The sequence below is a fragment of the Youhaiella tibetensis genome, from assembly GCF_008000755.1.
GTDB classification, from domain to species: Bacteria; Pseudomonadota; Alphaproteobacteria; order Rhizobiales; family Devosiaceae; genus Paradevosia; species Paradevosia tibetensis.
Map to the genome: position 1 here is coordinate 1,320,782 of NZ_CP041690.1, position 13,719 is coordinate 1,334,500.

The 13,719-nt window shown below is 66.1% G+C and carries 15 protein-coding genes; 9 read left to right on the forward strand and 6 right to left on the reverse strand.

Annotated features, from left to right (window positions below; translation table 11 throughout):
* Positions 1-213 precede the first annotated feature (213 nt).
* The 3 genes from FNA67_RS06450 to FNA67_RS06460 are packed head-to-tail and all read left to right on the forward strand — an operon-like array spanning position 214 to position 3,548.
* Positions 214-1,923: a sensor histidine kinase gene (locus tag FNA67_RS06450; protein ID WP_170267234.1), complete on the forward strand. Its 1,710-nt coding sequence runs from the start codon at positions 214-216 to the stop codon at positions 1,921-1,923.
* On the forward strand, positions 1,920-3,188 hold the full coding sequence (locus tag FNA67_RS06455; RefSeq protein ID WP_170267235.1) for a peptidoglycan-binding domain-containing protein: 1,269 nt from the start codon (positions 1,920-1,922) through the stop codon (positions 3,186-3,188). The genes FNA67_RS06450 and FNA67_RS06455 overlap by 4 nt, the downstream gene beginning before the upstream one ends.
* A 9-nt stretch (positions 3,189-3,197) precedes the next feature.
* Positions 3,198-3,548: a DUF1491 family protein gene (locus FNA67_RS06460; protein WP_147655449.1), complete on the forward strand. Its 351-nt coding sequence runs from the start codon at positions 3,198-3,200 to the stop codon at positions 3,546-3,548.
* 7 nt (positions 3,549-3,555) lie between these two features.
* Here the strand turns inward: FNA67_RS06460 and FNA67_RS06465 are convergent, their stop codons facing one another.
* Entirely contained in the window at positions 3,556-4,428 is an 873-nt protein-coding gene (locus FNA67_RS06465; RefSeq protein WP_147655450.1) for an alpha/beta fold hydrolase, read from the reverse strand.
* A 127-nt stretch (positions 4,429-4,555) separates the two neighbouring features.
* Here FNA67_RS06465 and FNA67_RS06470 point away from each other — a divergent pair, with 127 nt between their 5' ends.
* Positions 4,556-5,386 carry a class I SAM-dependent methyltransferase gene (locus FNA67_RS06470; RefSeq protein WP_049704425.1) on the forward strand — a complete coding sequence of 277 codons (831 nt, stop codon included), beginning with the start codon at positions 4,556-4,558 and terminating at the stop codon, positions 5,384-5,386.
* Positions 5,387-5,390: 4 nt separating this feature from the next.
* Here FNA67_RS06470 and FNA67_RS06475 read toward each other — a convergent pair whose 3' ends face one another.
* Together FNA67_RS06475 and FNA67_RS06480 are read right to left on the reverse strand one after the other, a co-directional pair.
* Entirely contained in the window at positions 5,391-5,954 is a 564-nt protein-coding gene (locus FNA67_RS06475) for a pyridoxamine 5'-phosphate oxidase family protein (protein ID WP_147655451.1), read from the reverse strand.
* Positions 5,955-6,018: 64 nt separating this feature from the next.
* Complete coding sequence (locus tag FNA67_RS06480) at positions 6,019-7,155, reverse strand: DUF2336 domain-containing protein (RefSeq protein WP_147655452.1); 1,137 nt, start codon at positions 7,153-7,155, stop codon at positions 6,019-6,021.
* A 278-nt stretch (positions 7,156-7,433) separates the two neighbouring features.
* Between FNA67_RS06480 and FNA67_RS06485 the strand changes: the two genes are divergently transcribed.
* Positions 7,434-8,306 (forward strand): hypothetical protein, encoded by an 873-nt coding sequence (locus FNA67_RS06485; protein ID WP_147655453.1) that lies wholly within the window; start codon positions 7,434-7,436, stop codon positions 8,304-8,306.
* Between the two features lie 5 nt (positions 8,307-8,311).
* On the opposite strand, the gene FNA67_RS06490 is transcribed toward FNA67_RS06485, so the two are convergent.
* The gene (locus FNA67_RS06490; protein ID WP_147655454.1) at positions 8,312-8,584 is read right to left on the reverse strand and encodes a hypothetical protein; all 273 of its coding nucleotides are present in this window, start codon (positions 8,582-8,584) and stop codon (positions 8,312-8,314) included.
* A gap of 212 nt (positions 8,585-8,796) precedes the next feature.
* On the opposite strand from FNA67_RS06490, the gene FNA67_RS06495 reads away from it, so the two are divergent.
* On the forward strand, positions 8,797-9,192 hold the full coding sequence (locus FNA67_RS06495) for a DUF2147 domain-containing protein (RefSeq protein WP_049704430.1): 396 nt from the start codon (positions 8,797-8,799) through the stop codon (positions 9,190-9,192).
* Positions 9,193-9,352: 160 nt separating this feature from the next.
* Here FNA67_RS06495 and FNA67_RS06500 read toward each other — a convergent pair whose 3' ends face one another.
* Positions 9,353-9,565 carry a KTSC domain-containing protein gene (locus FNA67_RS06500; protein ID WP_049704431.1) on the reverse strand — a complete coding sequence of 71 codons (213 nt, stop codon included), beginning with the start codon at positions 9,563-9,565 and terminating at the stop codon, positions 9,353-9,355.
* Positions 9,566-9,634: 69 nt separating this feature from the next.
* Between FNA67_RS06500 and FNA67_RS06505 the strand changes: the two genes are divergently transcribed.
* Both FNA67_RS06505 and FNA67_RS06510 read left to right on the forward strand, forming a co-directional pair.
* Entirely contained in the window at positions 9,635-10,054 is a 420-nt protein-coding gene (locus tag FNA67_RS06505) for a hypothetical protein (protein ID WP_147655455.1), read from the forward strand.
* Positions 10,032-11,348, forward strand: a complete 1,317-nt coding sequence (locus tag FNA67_RS06510; protein ID WP_244616498.1) for a DNA-packaging protein — start codon at positions 10,032-10,034, stop codon at positions 11,346-11,348. Before FNA67_RS06505 ends, FNA67_RS06510 begins: the two co-directional genes overlap by 23 nt.
* A gap of 756 nt (positions 11,349-12,104) precedes the next feature.
* Here the strand turns inward: FNA67_RS06510 and FNA67_RS06515 are convergent.
* Positions 12,105-12,470, reverse strand: coding sequence for a VOC family protein (locus FNA67_RS06515; protein ID WP_147655456.1), 366 nt, complete (start codon positions 12,468-12,470; stop codon positions 12,105-12,107).
* A 54-nt stretch (positions 12,471-12,524) separates the two neighbouring features.
* On the opposite strand from FNA67_RS06515, the gene FNA67_RS06520 reads away from it, so the two are divergent.
* Entirely contained in the window at positions 12,525-13,679 is a 1,155-nt protein-coding gene (locus tag FNA67_RS06520) for a phage portal protein (RefSeq protein WP_049704434.1), read from the forward strand.
* Positions 13,680-13,719 lie beyond the last annotated feature (40 nt).

The following is a 13,719-nucleotide window of genomic DNA, read 5'->3' on the forward strand; positions in this document are numbered from 1 at the left end:
CAAGCACTTCGCCACGGGAAACAGGAGCCGGCCGGGGTGCACTTAATTCTGTCTTAGGTCTTCGATGAAAGGGTGATTCCACGAATAAAGGGGCAAACCCCGGTGAGTTTTGTGATGCGTAGCCTTTTCTCTTTGGGCCTCGGCAAAGAGACGTCCAATCCTGTTGCTTCGGGCAGCGGGCGGCCAGAGATTCTGCGTCGCCGGACCTTGGACGTGGGCTCGCGCGTCTTCATCGTTGCGGGCGTTCTCGCGCTTCCTTTTGCGCTTTATACCCTGATCGGCGGGGTGCTGGTGCCGTTCGTGGCGGCCGTGATTGCCCTCGTCGCCGGCATGATGAGCATGGCGCTGCACCAGCGCGGCCAGTACGAGCGGTCCGCCGCCGCGCAGGTCTATGGCATGGGCTCTATCGGCGCCGTAATGGCGCTGGCCCATCCGCTCTTCGTCGATTTCGGCCTGGCGACCGCCCTCATGGCCCCGATCTATGCAGCGCTTATGTCGCGCGGCGCGTTGCGCAAGCGCAGCTGGGTTTTCGTCGCCGTGGCGCTCATCGCCTCGGGCGTCACCGCCCTCAAGTTCGTCGTGCTGCCGGCGGCGCTTGCGCCGGGATTCGGCGGCATCGGCGCCTTCGTGGTTTCGGTGCTGCTCGTCGGCTTCGCTGCGGCGCGCCTTGGCGCGGGCTTCGAAGTCCACGACGCCAGCAAGATCAAGACCTACCGCCATCTCATCGAGCACGTGCAGGACGCCGTGATGCGATTCGGCGATGACGGCGAAGTTCTCTTCTCGTCCCATTCGGCCGAGCGCCTCTTCGGCTGCCGTCGCTACGAACTCTCGCGCGGCGGCCTGGGCGAACGCATCCATGTGCTCGACCGCCCGACCTACCTCACCGCCTTCGCCGACGCCAACCAGGACGGCAAGGCGCGCACTATCGAAGTGCGCATGCGCCGGGACGACCCGGAAGGCACCGCACGCGCGCCCCAGTTCATCTGGGTGGAAGTCGCCTTCTCGCCCGTCGTCGAGAACGACATGGCCGGCTCGCGCCATGAGGTGGTGGCGCTCTATCGCGACATCACCAGCCGCAAGGATGGCGAGGACGCGATGAAGGCGGCCCGGCAGGCCGCCGAGGATGCCTCGAACGCCAAGTCGCGGTTCCTCGCCACGATCGGCCACGAACTGCGCACCCCGCTCAATGCCATCGTCGGGTTCTCCGAGATGATGTCGACCGGCATCGGCGGCGAACTGTCGCCGACCCACAAGGAATATGCCGGCCTTATCCACCAGAGCGGCCATCACCTGCTCGACGTGGTCAAGATGCTGCTCGACATGTCCAAGATCGAAGCGGGCAAGTTCGAGCTCCAGACCGAAGCCTTCGCGCCTTCGGCGCTGGTCGAGCCGAGCCTGCAGATCGTGGGGCCGATGGCCAGCACCCGCAACATCACCATCCGCACCGATATCCCCTCGGTGCTGCCCATGCTGACCGCCGACGAGCGCGCCTGCCGGCAGGTGGTGATCAACCTGCTCTCGAACGCCATCAAGTTCAGCCACGACTATGGCGTGGTGACCCTGTCCATGAAACGGCAGGGCCAGAACCTCAACATCTCGGTACGCGACAACGGCATCGGCATGGGGCCCGAATCGATCCGTCGCCTGGGCGAACCCTTCTTCCAGGTGCATGACGGGCTAGCCCGCCAATACGAGGGCACCGGGTTGGGGCTGTCGATCGTCAAGGGCCTGGTGGACCTGCACGAAGGCTCCATGCACGCGGTTTCCGAGATCGGCGTGGGGACAACGATGACGGTTTTACTCCCGGTAAACGGTCCGGCGATTAAGCTACCCGAAACGGCATCTGTCACACCTATCCGCCGCGAACCGAGCGTGCAGCAAACTCCCGCATGGCAAGACGCAAGAAAAAGAAGAGCTTTATGACGGCAACCGTGCTGACCCGCCTGCCCGTGATGGCGGGCGGAGCCGTTGCGTCCTCCGCAGGGCGCATCGGCCTGTGGGCAATATCGCATTTCGCCAGGGCACCGCTCGCCTATAGCAGCGTGTTCGTGCTCACCACCCTTTCGGTGATGGCGGCCAACAATGCGCTCTTCAACCAGCAGCATCGCCACCCGGCGCCCCTGTTCTCGGGCACCGCCACCGCCCAGGCCATGGCCCCGGTGACGGAGGATGTCGCCGAAGTGCAGCCGGCCGTGCGCCAGACCGCGACCCGGCAAGTGCAGCCCGACTACATCAGCGATCCCGTCAGCCCGCAGACGACCGCCAGCGTTTCCCAGCGCGCCACCATCGCCGACGTTCCCGATGGCGAGCCGATCGGCAACTCGCGCGTCTTCGAAGTGCAGAAGAAGCTCGCCCAGCTTCGCCTCTTCGACGGCAAGGTGGACGGCTATTACGGGCCGATGACGGCCTCGGCCATCCGCAAGTTCGAAGCCGCCGCCGGGCTCAAGCCGCAGGGCGCGCTGACCGAGGACGTGGTCAACATGATCCTGCGGGCGCCCGTCAACGACCAGATGACGATGCTGGTGCAGGGACAGTCCCAGGAGCCCGCCGCGCTGCCGCAGCAGCGGCTGGTCCAGCAGATGGCCGCCAATGGCAATGTCTACGTGGCGCCCCAGCAGCCCGTGGCCCAGCAACAGGCCGTGCCGCCGCTGGTCTTCAGCCAGCCCGCCCAGCAGCAGGTCGCGGTGCGCAGCGAGCAGCCGGTGCTGATCGCCCAGCAGGTCAAGCCGACGGCCGAGGATGTCTTCGACGAAGTCGCCAACGGCGCGGCCAACGCCTTCGATACGGTGGCCAATACGGTCGGCGAATGGGTCAACCAGCCCGGCGCCGTGCGTCAGATCCCGGCGGCGCGCAATACGCAGACGCCCCAGCCGCCCGCACAGCTCGTCACCACGCGGCAGGCGACGGAACAACCCCCGGCCCAGCAACGCGTGACCGCCCCGTCGGTGCAGACCGCTTCGCTCCAGGCGCCGGCCAGCGCCACGTCCTCCACGGACCCGCAACTGGTCTCCAAGGTGCAGCGCGGCCTCGCGAGCCTGGGCTTCCTCGCCGGCTCGGTCGATGGCGTGCCAGGCGAGGCGACCGCCAAGGCGATTCGCAATTTCGAGGTCTACTACAACTACGACGTGACGGGGAAAGTCACCCCGCAGCTCGTGGACATGCTGGTGGCAGCCGGAGCCGTGATATAGGGCTCTGCCATGAGCCAGCTCCGCACGGACCTATGGTGCGCCGCCTTCATCCGGCGCCACAACAATATCGGCCAGTTCTGCGTCGTGTCGCGCCGGGGTGATCCCGTCGCGGGACAGGTGTTCATCGAGGTCGATCACCTCAACGGCACCGTCTCACTGTTCGCCCCGGCCTCGGCTGTCGCCCGCACAGAGGACGAAGGGAGCGCCGACCGGCTGTTCAGCCTGCGCTTCGACCATGTCGAACCGGCGAAGGTGCGCGAGCGGCTGGCGCGCGAGGAGGACTTCGACCCCGATTTCTGGGTGCTGAGCGTGGAAACGCGCGAGAGCGACCTGGGGCTCGATATCGCCCCAGGCGCGTGAGGCTGGCCTAACTGGCGCGGCGGTTGTCGCTTCCGCAGCCCGAGCGCGGACGGGCGCAGACGGCCATGTCGCCCATGAAGCGGTGCAGGAGCACGTTGAAGTGGTCCGGCTTCTCCCAGAACGGGGCATGGCCGGCGCCGCCGATGACGTTGACCTTGCCGCTCCACAGGTTCTGGTAGGCGAGGTTGCCGACATAGGACAGGCGGGCCACGGGCTCGAACTCGCCATCGACCATGGCGATGGGAACGGGCGATCTCTCCACGACGCGCTTCTGGTCCGAATCGAGACCCTTCATGGTGGCCTTGAAGACGCCGGTGCGCGCATGGCCATCGGTCCGGCGCACATTCTCGATGAACCCGGCGGGCGGTTCGCTGTCGCGGAAGCAAAGGCGGGTGAAGCGCGCGATATCCTCGTCGCTGAAGTGCTCCTTGGAGGCCAGCAGCATGTCGCGGTGCATCTGGAAGCCGCGCAGCAGCCCGATCGGCCCGCGATTGACCGGCGGCGCGCCGGTGAGCATGAGCCCAACCACACGCGGATCGGTCGCCAGCAGCTCGATGCCGATATGGCCACCCAGCGACCAGCCATAGACGGCGACCTTGTTGACGGAGAGTTCGTCGAGCACCTCGCTCACCACCTTGGCGAAGCCGCCGAAGGAATAGGTGCCCGCCGGATCGACGGCGTTGCTGGATTCCCCATGCCCGGGCAGGTCGATGGCGATGACGCGGTACATCTCGCCCAGGGCGGTGTTGATCTGTTTATCGAACACTTCCTTGGAGGCGCCGGCTCCGTGGATCATGAGCAGCGGCAGGCCATATCCAGCGGTCTCGCGGACCCGAATGGTGGCGTAAGGAGTGGCGATGGTCTTGTCTATTGCGGGCATGGCGGCCCCGTCTCCAGGATATAACCATGCTATCGTTTCATTTGGATATGTATTTGGCGTTGAGACTTGTGGTGAACAAATGCATATCTGACCCGGAGTATTTGGTTACGCTGGGGAGCTGAAGCCAATGACTGTCCAAGAGACCGAAGGCGCCGGTGGTTATGTGCTGGGGCACTCCGATCGCGAGCTCGAACGGCTCGAACGGCAGGCCACATTCTTTGGAGACATGACCCGCGAGGTGCTGGTTCGGGCGGGGATCGAGCCGGGCATGCGCGTGCTCGACCTTGGATGCGGCGTCGGCGACGTGTCGATGATCGCGGCCGACCTCGTCGGCGCGGACGGCGAGGTGGTGGGCATCGACATTTCGCCGGATGCCCTGGCCGTCGCCACGCGGCGCGCCCAGGCCTCGGGCCGGGCCATCGCCGAATTCGTCCATAGCAGGATCGACGATTACCAGGGCATCGACGGGTTCGACGCCATCGTCGGCCGCTTCATCATGGTGCACCTGCCCAAGTCAGGGGAGACGCTGGGGCGCCTCGTGCGCGAGGCGCGGCCCAACGCCATCTTCGCCTTCGCCGAGATGGACCTGGATACAGTTTCCGCCAGCGGGGAAACGCCCTTGCTCGACCAGTGCGTGGCCTGGGTTGCAGAGGTCTATCGCCGGGCCGGGCTCGACCCCAATCCCGGCGCCGGGCTCTTTGCCACCTTCAAGGCGGCAGGGCTGCACCCGCAGATGTTCGGGATGACCCGGATCGGGGACAGCCAGGACATGCCGGGCTTCGCGTTCCTGGCCGAATCCGTGCGCAGCATGCTGCCGATGATCGAAAAGCTCGGCATCGCCAGCCCGCAGGACATCGGCATCGACACGCTGCGCGAGCGGCTGCTGGCCGAAGCAGCCCAGGCCGATACCTGCGTCTTCTATCCGCGCTTCGTGGGCGGCTGGGGACGGGTGCAGTAGCGGGCTACTCGGCCGGCTCCTCGAACAGCCCGGTGGGCAGACCATCGATGCTGAACTGGTTCTTCTCGCGCCGGTAGGCATCCAGGCCGACGTCCTTTTCCTTGGCCTCGGCCCAGCGCGCCAGGGTAGGGCGCTCCCCGGCGTAGTCGAAAAGGGGGACGCCGAAGCCGCACGAGGTCTGCACCAGGTCGATATCGAGCGAAGCGATCTGGCGGGCGCCCAGCGGTTCCTCGTTGTAGTGCGCGGCCAGGAGCTCCCCATATTCGGCGCTGCCTTGCGCGATGATGCGACCCTTCCCGTAAAGGCGAAGAATCTTGGGCGGGCCCTCGAACGAGCAGAACATGATCGTCATGCGGCCATCCACGCGCGTGTGCGCCGCCGTCTCGTTGCCGCTTCCGGTGAGATCGAGATAGACGACGCGATTGGGCGAGAGAACGCGAAGGCAGTCCGTGGGGCGCGGGGAGATGTTGACGCGCGAGCCGGCGGTCGCCGTCGCGGTAAAGAATATCTTCTGGCGCGAAATGAACTCGGACTGGACGCCGTCGATATCGGGATATTGCTTGGCCATGGCGGCACCTCCGGACCGGTTCTAGTCGAACCGGCTGGAACTGTCACCACGACCTAAGTCGTCGTCAACCGGCGCGACGGGTGCCGATGCGCGAGAGCGCGGCGAGGGCCTCGTTGAGCACCGGATTGCGTTCGGTGCGCTCGGCCGGGCGGCGGCCATCGGCAAAGGGCCTGTACTCTGGCTTGGTGAGCTCGAGCAGGTTCACGTCGCCGCGCCACGAGCTCATCAGGAACGCCATCGAATCGGGCGTGACCGTATCGAACATGCGCGCGAACTCGGTCAGCACCGGCGATTTGTCGTCATCGTGCGAGGTGGCGTGGATGAGGACCTTAAGGCCCTCATAGGCCGTGGCTCCGAACGCGCGCAGGATCACGAAGAGCGCCGCCCCTGAAACGTCATGGGCGATCTGGCCGCAGCGGACTTCGTCCAGGCCCGTGATCTGGTGGAGGAGGCGCGTGACTTCGGGCCGGCGATTCTCGGCGAAGAGCTTCATGAGCGCGCGGGTGAGTTCATCCGTGGCGACCGTGATCTGCTCGATGGTCTTCTTGATCGGCGCCTCGGGCGTGCGGCGCTCGCCGAACGCCTTGATGACCTTGATGCGGTCAGACTCGTTGAGATCGAAGAAGGCGGGGGCGAGCAGGGCGCAATCGAAATCGTCGCGCGCCGCCAGCGACCAGGCGACCTGGTAATCCATCTGCGCGGAGCGGGCGAGGGCCGAGAGATAGGGGCCGCGCGGCACGATGGCCATGTTGGTGGCCAGGGCGCGATAGACGCGCCGGCTATTCATCTGGAAGAGCTTGGCCAGGGCGACGTTGGAAAGATCGGAGCGGCGCGCCAGCGAGGCGCAGGCCACGGCTTCGCCCTTGGCGATGACCTTGAGCATGGTCGCCTCGGACATGGCCGGGGCGTTGAGCAGGTAATCGGGCAGGTCGTCCCCGGCATTCTCCAGAACCAGTTCCTCGAGCATCTGGGAAAGGTGTTCCGAGCGCCCGAGCGTCGCCGCCGCCTTGGCGCGCGCGGTGGGCGCAGCGGTCGAGAACAGGCGCTGCACCAGGGCCTCGAACTGTTCACGCTCGGCAGAGGTGGGCTTTTCGCGCCGCGCATAGGCGTCGCAGGCCGCCACCAGCAGCGTGTTGGTGCGGTCAACGCCACCAGATTCGATCAGCAGCTGGAAAGTTTCATAGGGTTGGAAGCCGAGCATCGATCGCCTGAGCCAAAAGTCTGAAAAGTCGCAAAATGGGACGCAAATCGCGTCTCCATCACTCTTTCCAGAGATTCGTTAGCGGACTGTTAACCTTGACGATCTCTTAATGAAAACCGTCGGACATGCGGCGTTCGACACTTCGCCAGGAAGGCGGAGGCAGCAACAGGAGGCTGGCTTGGGAAAGCTCGTCCCGTTTGATCGACCGACGGAATCGGTCCCTAAACGCCCGCCCCTTTCGGGGCCGGGTCAGATATTGATTTTTACCGGGGTCCGGTATGAGCGTCACAACAGGCCAGAACCGGACAGCCGGACGACATCAGGCAAGCCGAAGCGGCGGCGCGGCCAGGGTTCTTAAAGGCCTGCTGGCGCTGGCGCTGGTCGGCACGGCCGCTGCATGCGCGCGGCCCGTGGGCGATTTCGGCCGGGCCCAGCCCAGCTTCACCCATGACGTGGTGATGCCCACGGTCGGCAAATGGCGCGCCAGCCAGGCGGGCGAGCCGGTCTCGAACTTCAACCAGACCGACCAGGAACGGCTGATGCACGACGTGGTCTGGCGCTTCCTCATCGCGCCGCACGGCCGCGACTGGGCGTTCGACACCTCCGTCGAGCTGCAGCGCACGCGCATTTATCCGGCGCGCGACGCCAAGTTCACCATCGACCGCTACTACGGCACGCTGCGCTCGGACGCCTACCAGTCATCGCGCGTGCGCTACAAGCGCGTGGGCAGCGATGTCGAAACCGACGTCGCGCTGATGCCGGCGGCCTTCGCGGCCATCTGCGAGGTGATCGAGGTCGACCGCCAGCGCGCCGAGGCCCTGCGCTCGCTGGCCATGGGCAGCCCGATGTCCACCGAGGCGGCGGCCCGGCAGGCCGAGAACGCGCAGTATATCGACTGGTTTACCCGGGCGGTGCGCTATCGCTATGATTCGTATTCCTACGCGCTCGACCACCTGCTGGTGGAAACGCCCCATGAAGAGGCCCGGGCGGTGGACGCGAGCCTGAGCAAGCTGCTGGCCTACGTGGATGCGGCGGAACGCGCCGATTTCTGCCGTGGCGCCGGAGCCTTCAATGGCGGCCACCCGAGCAAGTCGCTGCCCTCGCGCGTCTACATGACGCCCAGGGACTACGAAGGCGAATATCGCAAGTAGCGCCGCTACTCGGCTGCCAGCCCGAACTTGGTGATATCGGCCGCCGCCATGGTGCGGCGCGCCAGCTCGGCCGCCTTGACGTAAAGCGCGTATTCGATGTCGGACTGGGAGGTGCCCGGTTCGGCGTCGGTCCATACCTTGAGGGTGATCGGGTGCTCGCTGACCCGGCCCCCCGAGACTTCGCGCAAGGTAACCCTGGCAACCGCGAGAATCCGGCCGGGAAGCGTGGGATGGGGGCGAATCTCGGAAAGACTCCAGTCCTTTAGCTGGAAAGACATCGCGCTCACTCCATACGAATCCTAGTCAAGGCCGGGACTATGGCTCCTGCCCTCGCGTCGAGGGAACGTAGTTTTGCCGGTTTGCACAGATAGTGCCCGGTCCCGAGCGCTCCTTCCTAATGAACGGCAGATGAACGGGCGGTTAGCACCGTGTTCAAGCTTGTTCGGCCATAAGGCGGCCAAACAGAGTAAATTTTCCGGAGACAATTCCCGTGCCATTCTATGCAAGACGGATCGCCGCGGCCGCTGCGGCACTTGCGCTGCTGGCGACTCCAACGCTGGCGGCGGACATCGCCAAATCGCCCGTGGGCGTCTGGCAGACCGAACAGGGCGACGCGCGCTTCAGGGTTTCCCTGTGCGGCGACGGCAAGCAGCTATGCGCCAAGCTGACCTGGCTGCGCCAGGACGTCCGCAGCGCCGAGAACCTGCGCTATCTTAACAAATACGTGGTGCAGGGCGCCATGCCCGTGCAGGTCAACAAGTGGCGCGGCACGGTGAGCTATAACGGGGAAACCCTTTCGGGCTCGGTGACGCTGGCCGGCGATGTGATGAGCCTGCAGGGCTGCAAGGGCATCTTCTGCCAGTCCATGTCGTTCCAGCGCCTCTGATTTTTCGCGTTTTTTTGGGCGCCGGAACTTATCCCCCATCCGGCGACCGAGCTAAAGGGCTGCTTTTGCGGCCCTTTTTGTTTTGGCGGCGCCGCATTGCCGGACTTATCCGTGCGTGACGGCGATCCGCTATAGTTTTGCTACGGTCGCAGAAATGGGCCTAGCGCTCCCTCTCCGGCATCAGCCGATAGCTGAACCGGTCGCGGATGCGGGCATTGAAGAAGCGCCCCTTGGAGAAGGCGGCGCGGAAGGCCTCGGCCGTCTGCGGCGGCACGGCGAGATAATCGTAGCGCTTGCCGGTCGGCACGAACCACACCGAGAGCGTGCGGCTCTGCGGATCGTACTTGAAATTCCTGATGGCGGTTGAGGGCATGCCGGCCTCCGCGCGTGGTTCACGAGGGTGAACGACGCGCGGAGCGCCCGGTTGCGGAAAGGAGCGGGGATGGACGATGACATGAAGGCGTTCTGGGCCGCGGTCCAGGTGGACTACGAGGGACGCGAACTCACCCTGGAAGCAGTCGCCATGCGGCACGGGCTCACGGTGGGGAAGCTCGCCTACGCTGCCCGTCAGCTGGGCTGGGCGCGCCGCTACCTCAAGCATCTCAACCTTGAAAACAGCATCAAGCGGATGTTCCGCGTGCTGGAAACCCACCTCATTCGGCTGGAGGCAACGGAAGTCACGATGAAGACGGAAAGCACCAAGGAAATCACCCTGCTGGCCAACATGTGCAAGACGCTCGAAAGGCTGATCGAGATCGACAATGCGCGGCCGATTCAAAAGCGCACCGGCAAGCAGGGCAAGGAAATGACGGAACTGACCAACCAGCTGGTGCGCCGGATTGAAAAGCTTAAGCGCGGATGAGCTGAGGGCGATCAGGGAATGCCTGCAATCGCTTGCGGACAACCACTCGCGCGAAGAGATCGCCAGGCTGATCCCCGATCGGTGGCATGAAACACTGCACTTCTACTGGCCCGCTTGGGCGCGCCCCCAGCAATTGCCGCCCGACGGCGATTGGACGACCTGGCTCATCATGGGAGGGCGCGGGTCCGGAAAGACGCTGGCGGGCGCGCAATGGGTGCGCGACCTGGCCACCGGGGAAAGCCCAGTCTCTCCCATCGCCCTGGTGGGCGAGACGATGACCGAGGCCATCGCGGTGATGGTGAAGGGCGTAAGCGGCATCCTGTCGGTGCATCCCGACGAGCAGCGGCCGGTGCTCAAGGGCACCTCGCTGGTCTGGCCTAATGGGGTCGAGGCGACGGTGCTCTCCGCTTCCGATCCCGACCGGTTTCGCGGCCCGCAATTCGCGGCGGCGTGGTGCGACGAGGTGGCCAAGTGGCCGCAGGCCGAAGAGGCCTGGGACATGCTCCAGTTCGGGCTGCGGCTGGGCGACAAGCCCCGGCAGCTGGCGACGACGACGCCCAAGCCCACCAAGCTGCTGCGGCGCCTGCTCGCCGATGAGCATACGGTCCTCACGCGCATGAAGACCGAGGATAACCGCCAGTACCTGGCGGAAGGATTTCTCGAAGCGGTGGTGGGGCGCTATCGCGGCTCGGTGCTCGGACGCCAGGAACTTGATGGCGAACTGATCGAGGATCTGCCCGACGCACTCTGGAACCGGGACATGTTCCGCCGCTTCCGCGGCGGCGAACTGGGCCGGGTGGTGGTGGCGGTCGACCCGCCCGTCACCGGCGGGCCCAAGGCCGATGCCTGCGGGATCGTGGTGACGGGGCAGGCGGGCGAAGGCGCGGCGGTGCTGGCGGACTACACGGCCTCGGGATTGCATCCGGTGAACTGGGCGCGCCGCGCCGTGCGGGCGTTCCGCGATTTCGAGGCCGACTGCATCGTGGCCGAGGTCAATCAGGGCGGGGACCTGGTGAAATCGGTGATCGCACAGGTGGATGCCTCGGTGCCGGTCCGGGCCGTCCGGGCCAACCGGGGCAAATGGCTGCGGGCCGAGCCGGTGGCGGCGCTTTATGCGCGCGGGCTCGTGGCGCATGCCGAGGGATTGTCCGCGCTCGAGGACGAGATGTGCGCATTCGGCGCGGACGGCCGAGCCGACGGCCATTCGCCGGACAGGGTGGATGCGCTGGTCTGGGCGGTGACGGAACTGCTGCTGGGAGAGGTGCAGGTGGTGCCACGGGTGCGGCGGGTGTGAGGGGCTGAATCGGGGTTGTGGCTGACCCCCACCCTTGTTCCCTCCCCACAGGGGGGAGGGGGACCTGCTGGCTCGGTGGTGCCCTCGGCGCTTCCCTCCCCCTTGTGGGGAGGGATTGAGGGTGCGGGTGCCAGGGGCGAGATTTGCTCCTGCTGTGTCTGGGCCGCCCCTCATCCGACGCTGCGCGCCACCTTCTCCCCGAGGGGGCGAAGGAAGGGGCGGGTTGCTGGTGCGGTTTCTTGGGGCGCAGGCCGTGAGGCGGCGAAAGCCGTCGCCCTGTTGGGTGAGGGAGCCCGGCAGGGCGGTGAGGGGAGATTAGGCGAGATCGGGATGGTTTACCCCAACCCTTGTTCCCTCCCCACAAGGGGGAGGGAGACCTGCTGGCTCGGTGGTGCCCTCGGCGCTTCCCTCCCCCTTGCGGGGAGGGATTGAGGGTGGGGGAGCCAGGGGCGAGATTTGCCCCTGCTGTGTCTGGGCCGCCCCTCATCCGGCGCTGCGCGCCACCTTCTCCCCGAGGGGGCGAAGGGAGGGGGCGGGTTGCTGGTGCGGTTTTTTGGGGCGCAGCCGGTTAGGCGGCGAGAGCCCTCGCCCCGTTGGGGAGAGGGTGCCCGGCAGGGCGGTGAGGGGAGATTAGGGCGAGATCGGGGTGGTTTACCCCCACCCTTGTTCCCTCCCCACTAGGGGGGGGGGACCTGCTGGCTGGATCGCGCCTCGGTGCTTTCTTCCTCACAGGGAGAGACCTTGTGAGGGGTCGGTTCAGGGCTGCGGTTCCAGCAACTCGATGCGGTTGCCGAAGGGGTCGGCGATGTAGCAGCGGGTGTAGCCGGGGAGGGGTTCGTCGGTGGTGACGGTGACCCCGGACGCCTGCAGGTGCTCAATGAGGTCCGGCAGGTCGGCGACGCGGAAGGCGGGGTGGGCCTTGCGGGCGGGGACAAAATTCTGTTCGACGCCCAGATGGACTTTGAGGGTGCCGGTTTCGAACCAGGCGCCGCCGCGCTTGGCCAGGTTTTCGGGTTTGGCGACTTCGGGAATGCCCAGGATGCCGGAATAAAAGGCACGCGCCTCCGGTTCGCGGCCGGCAGGCATGGCGAGCTGGACGTGATCGATCGCGAGCAATGTCATGGGGACTCCTCTGGCAGGTTTCCCCCGTTCATAAACTCAATCAAGGATTTGACCATGCCCAATTGGCTGACCCGCCTCGCCGGCGGGCGACGGGACGCGCCGGTGGAACGCAAGTCGAGCGGCGGCGGGACGGTGTTTTCGCTCACGCAGTTGGGCGAGGCGAACTGGACGCGGCGAGGCTTCTCGAGCCTCGTCAACGAGGGCTTCGCCAAGAACCCGGTAGTCTACCGCTGTGTGCGCATGGTGGCCGAGGCGGCCAATTCGGTGCCGCTGGTGGTCGAGGAAAACGGCAGGCGGGTAAGCGATCACCCGGTGCTGCAATTGCTCCGCCGCCCCAATCCGCGCCAGTCGGGGAGCGAACTGCTGGAGGCGGTGTATTCGTACCTGCAGACGGCGGGAAACGCCTATCTCGAAGCGGCGATCGTCGAGGGCGAGGTCAAGGGGCTCTTCGCGCTGCGGCCGGACCGCATGAAGGTGGTGGCGGGCCGCGACGGCTGGGCCTCGGCCTATGCCTATACGGTGGGCTCGAAGACGCGGCAGCTGAGCCAGGAGCCGGCGCCGATCCCGAAAGTGCTGCATATGGCGCTGTTCCACCCGCTCGACGACCACTACGGCATGGCTCCGCTCGAGGCAGCGCAGCAGAGCCTCGACATCCACAACGCCTCCGCCCTCTGGAACAAGGCGCTGCTCGACAACGCGGCCCGGCCTTCTGGGGCGCTGGTCTATTCGATGGGGGCGGGGAATCTGACGCCCGACCAGTTCGACAGGCTCAAGGACGAGTTGGAGGAACAGTTTGCCGGCGCTGCAAATGCCGGGCGGCCGATGGTGCTGGAAGGCGGGCTCGACTGGAAGACCATCGCGCTTTCGCCCCGGGACATGGATTTCATCGAGGCGCGGCACGGCGCGGCGCGCGATATCGCGCTGGCGTTCGGCGTGCCGCCGATGCTGCTCGGGCTGCCGGGGGACAACACCTATTCGAACATGGTCGAGGCCAACCGGGCGCTGTGGCGGCAGACGGTGATGCCGCTGGTGCGGCGGGTGGCGGACGATCTGAGCTACTGGCTGGCGCCGGCGTTTGGCGGGGTGAGCGTGGTCGCGGACTTCGATGGCGTCGAGGCGCTGGCGGAGGATCGCGCGGCACTCTGGGAGCGGGTGGGGGGCGCTGGGTTCCTCAGTGATGAGGAGAAGCGGGGGATGCTGGGGGTTTAGGTGGGACAAGTGCTTGGGGCAGCCCCTCACCCGGCGCTGC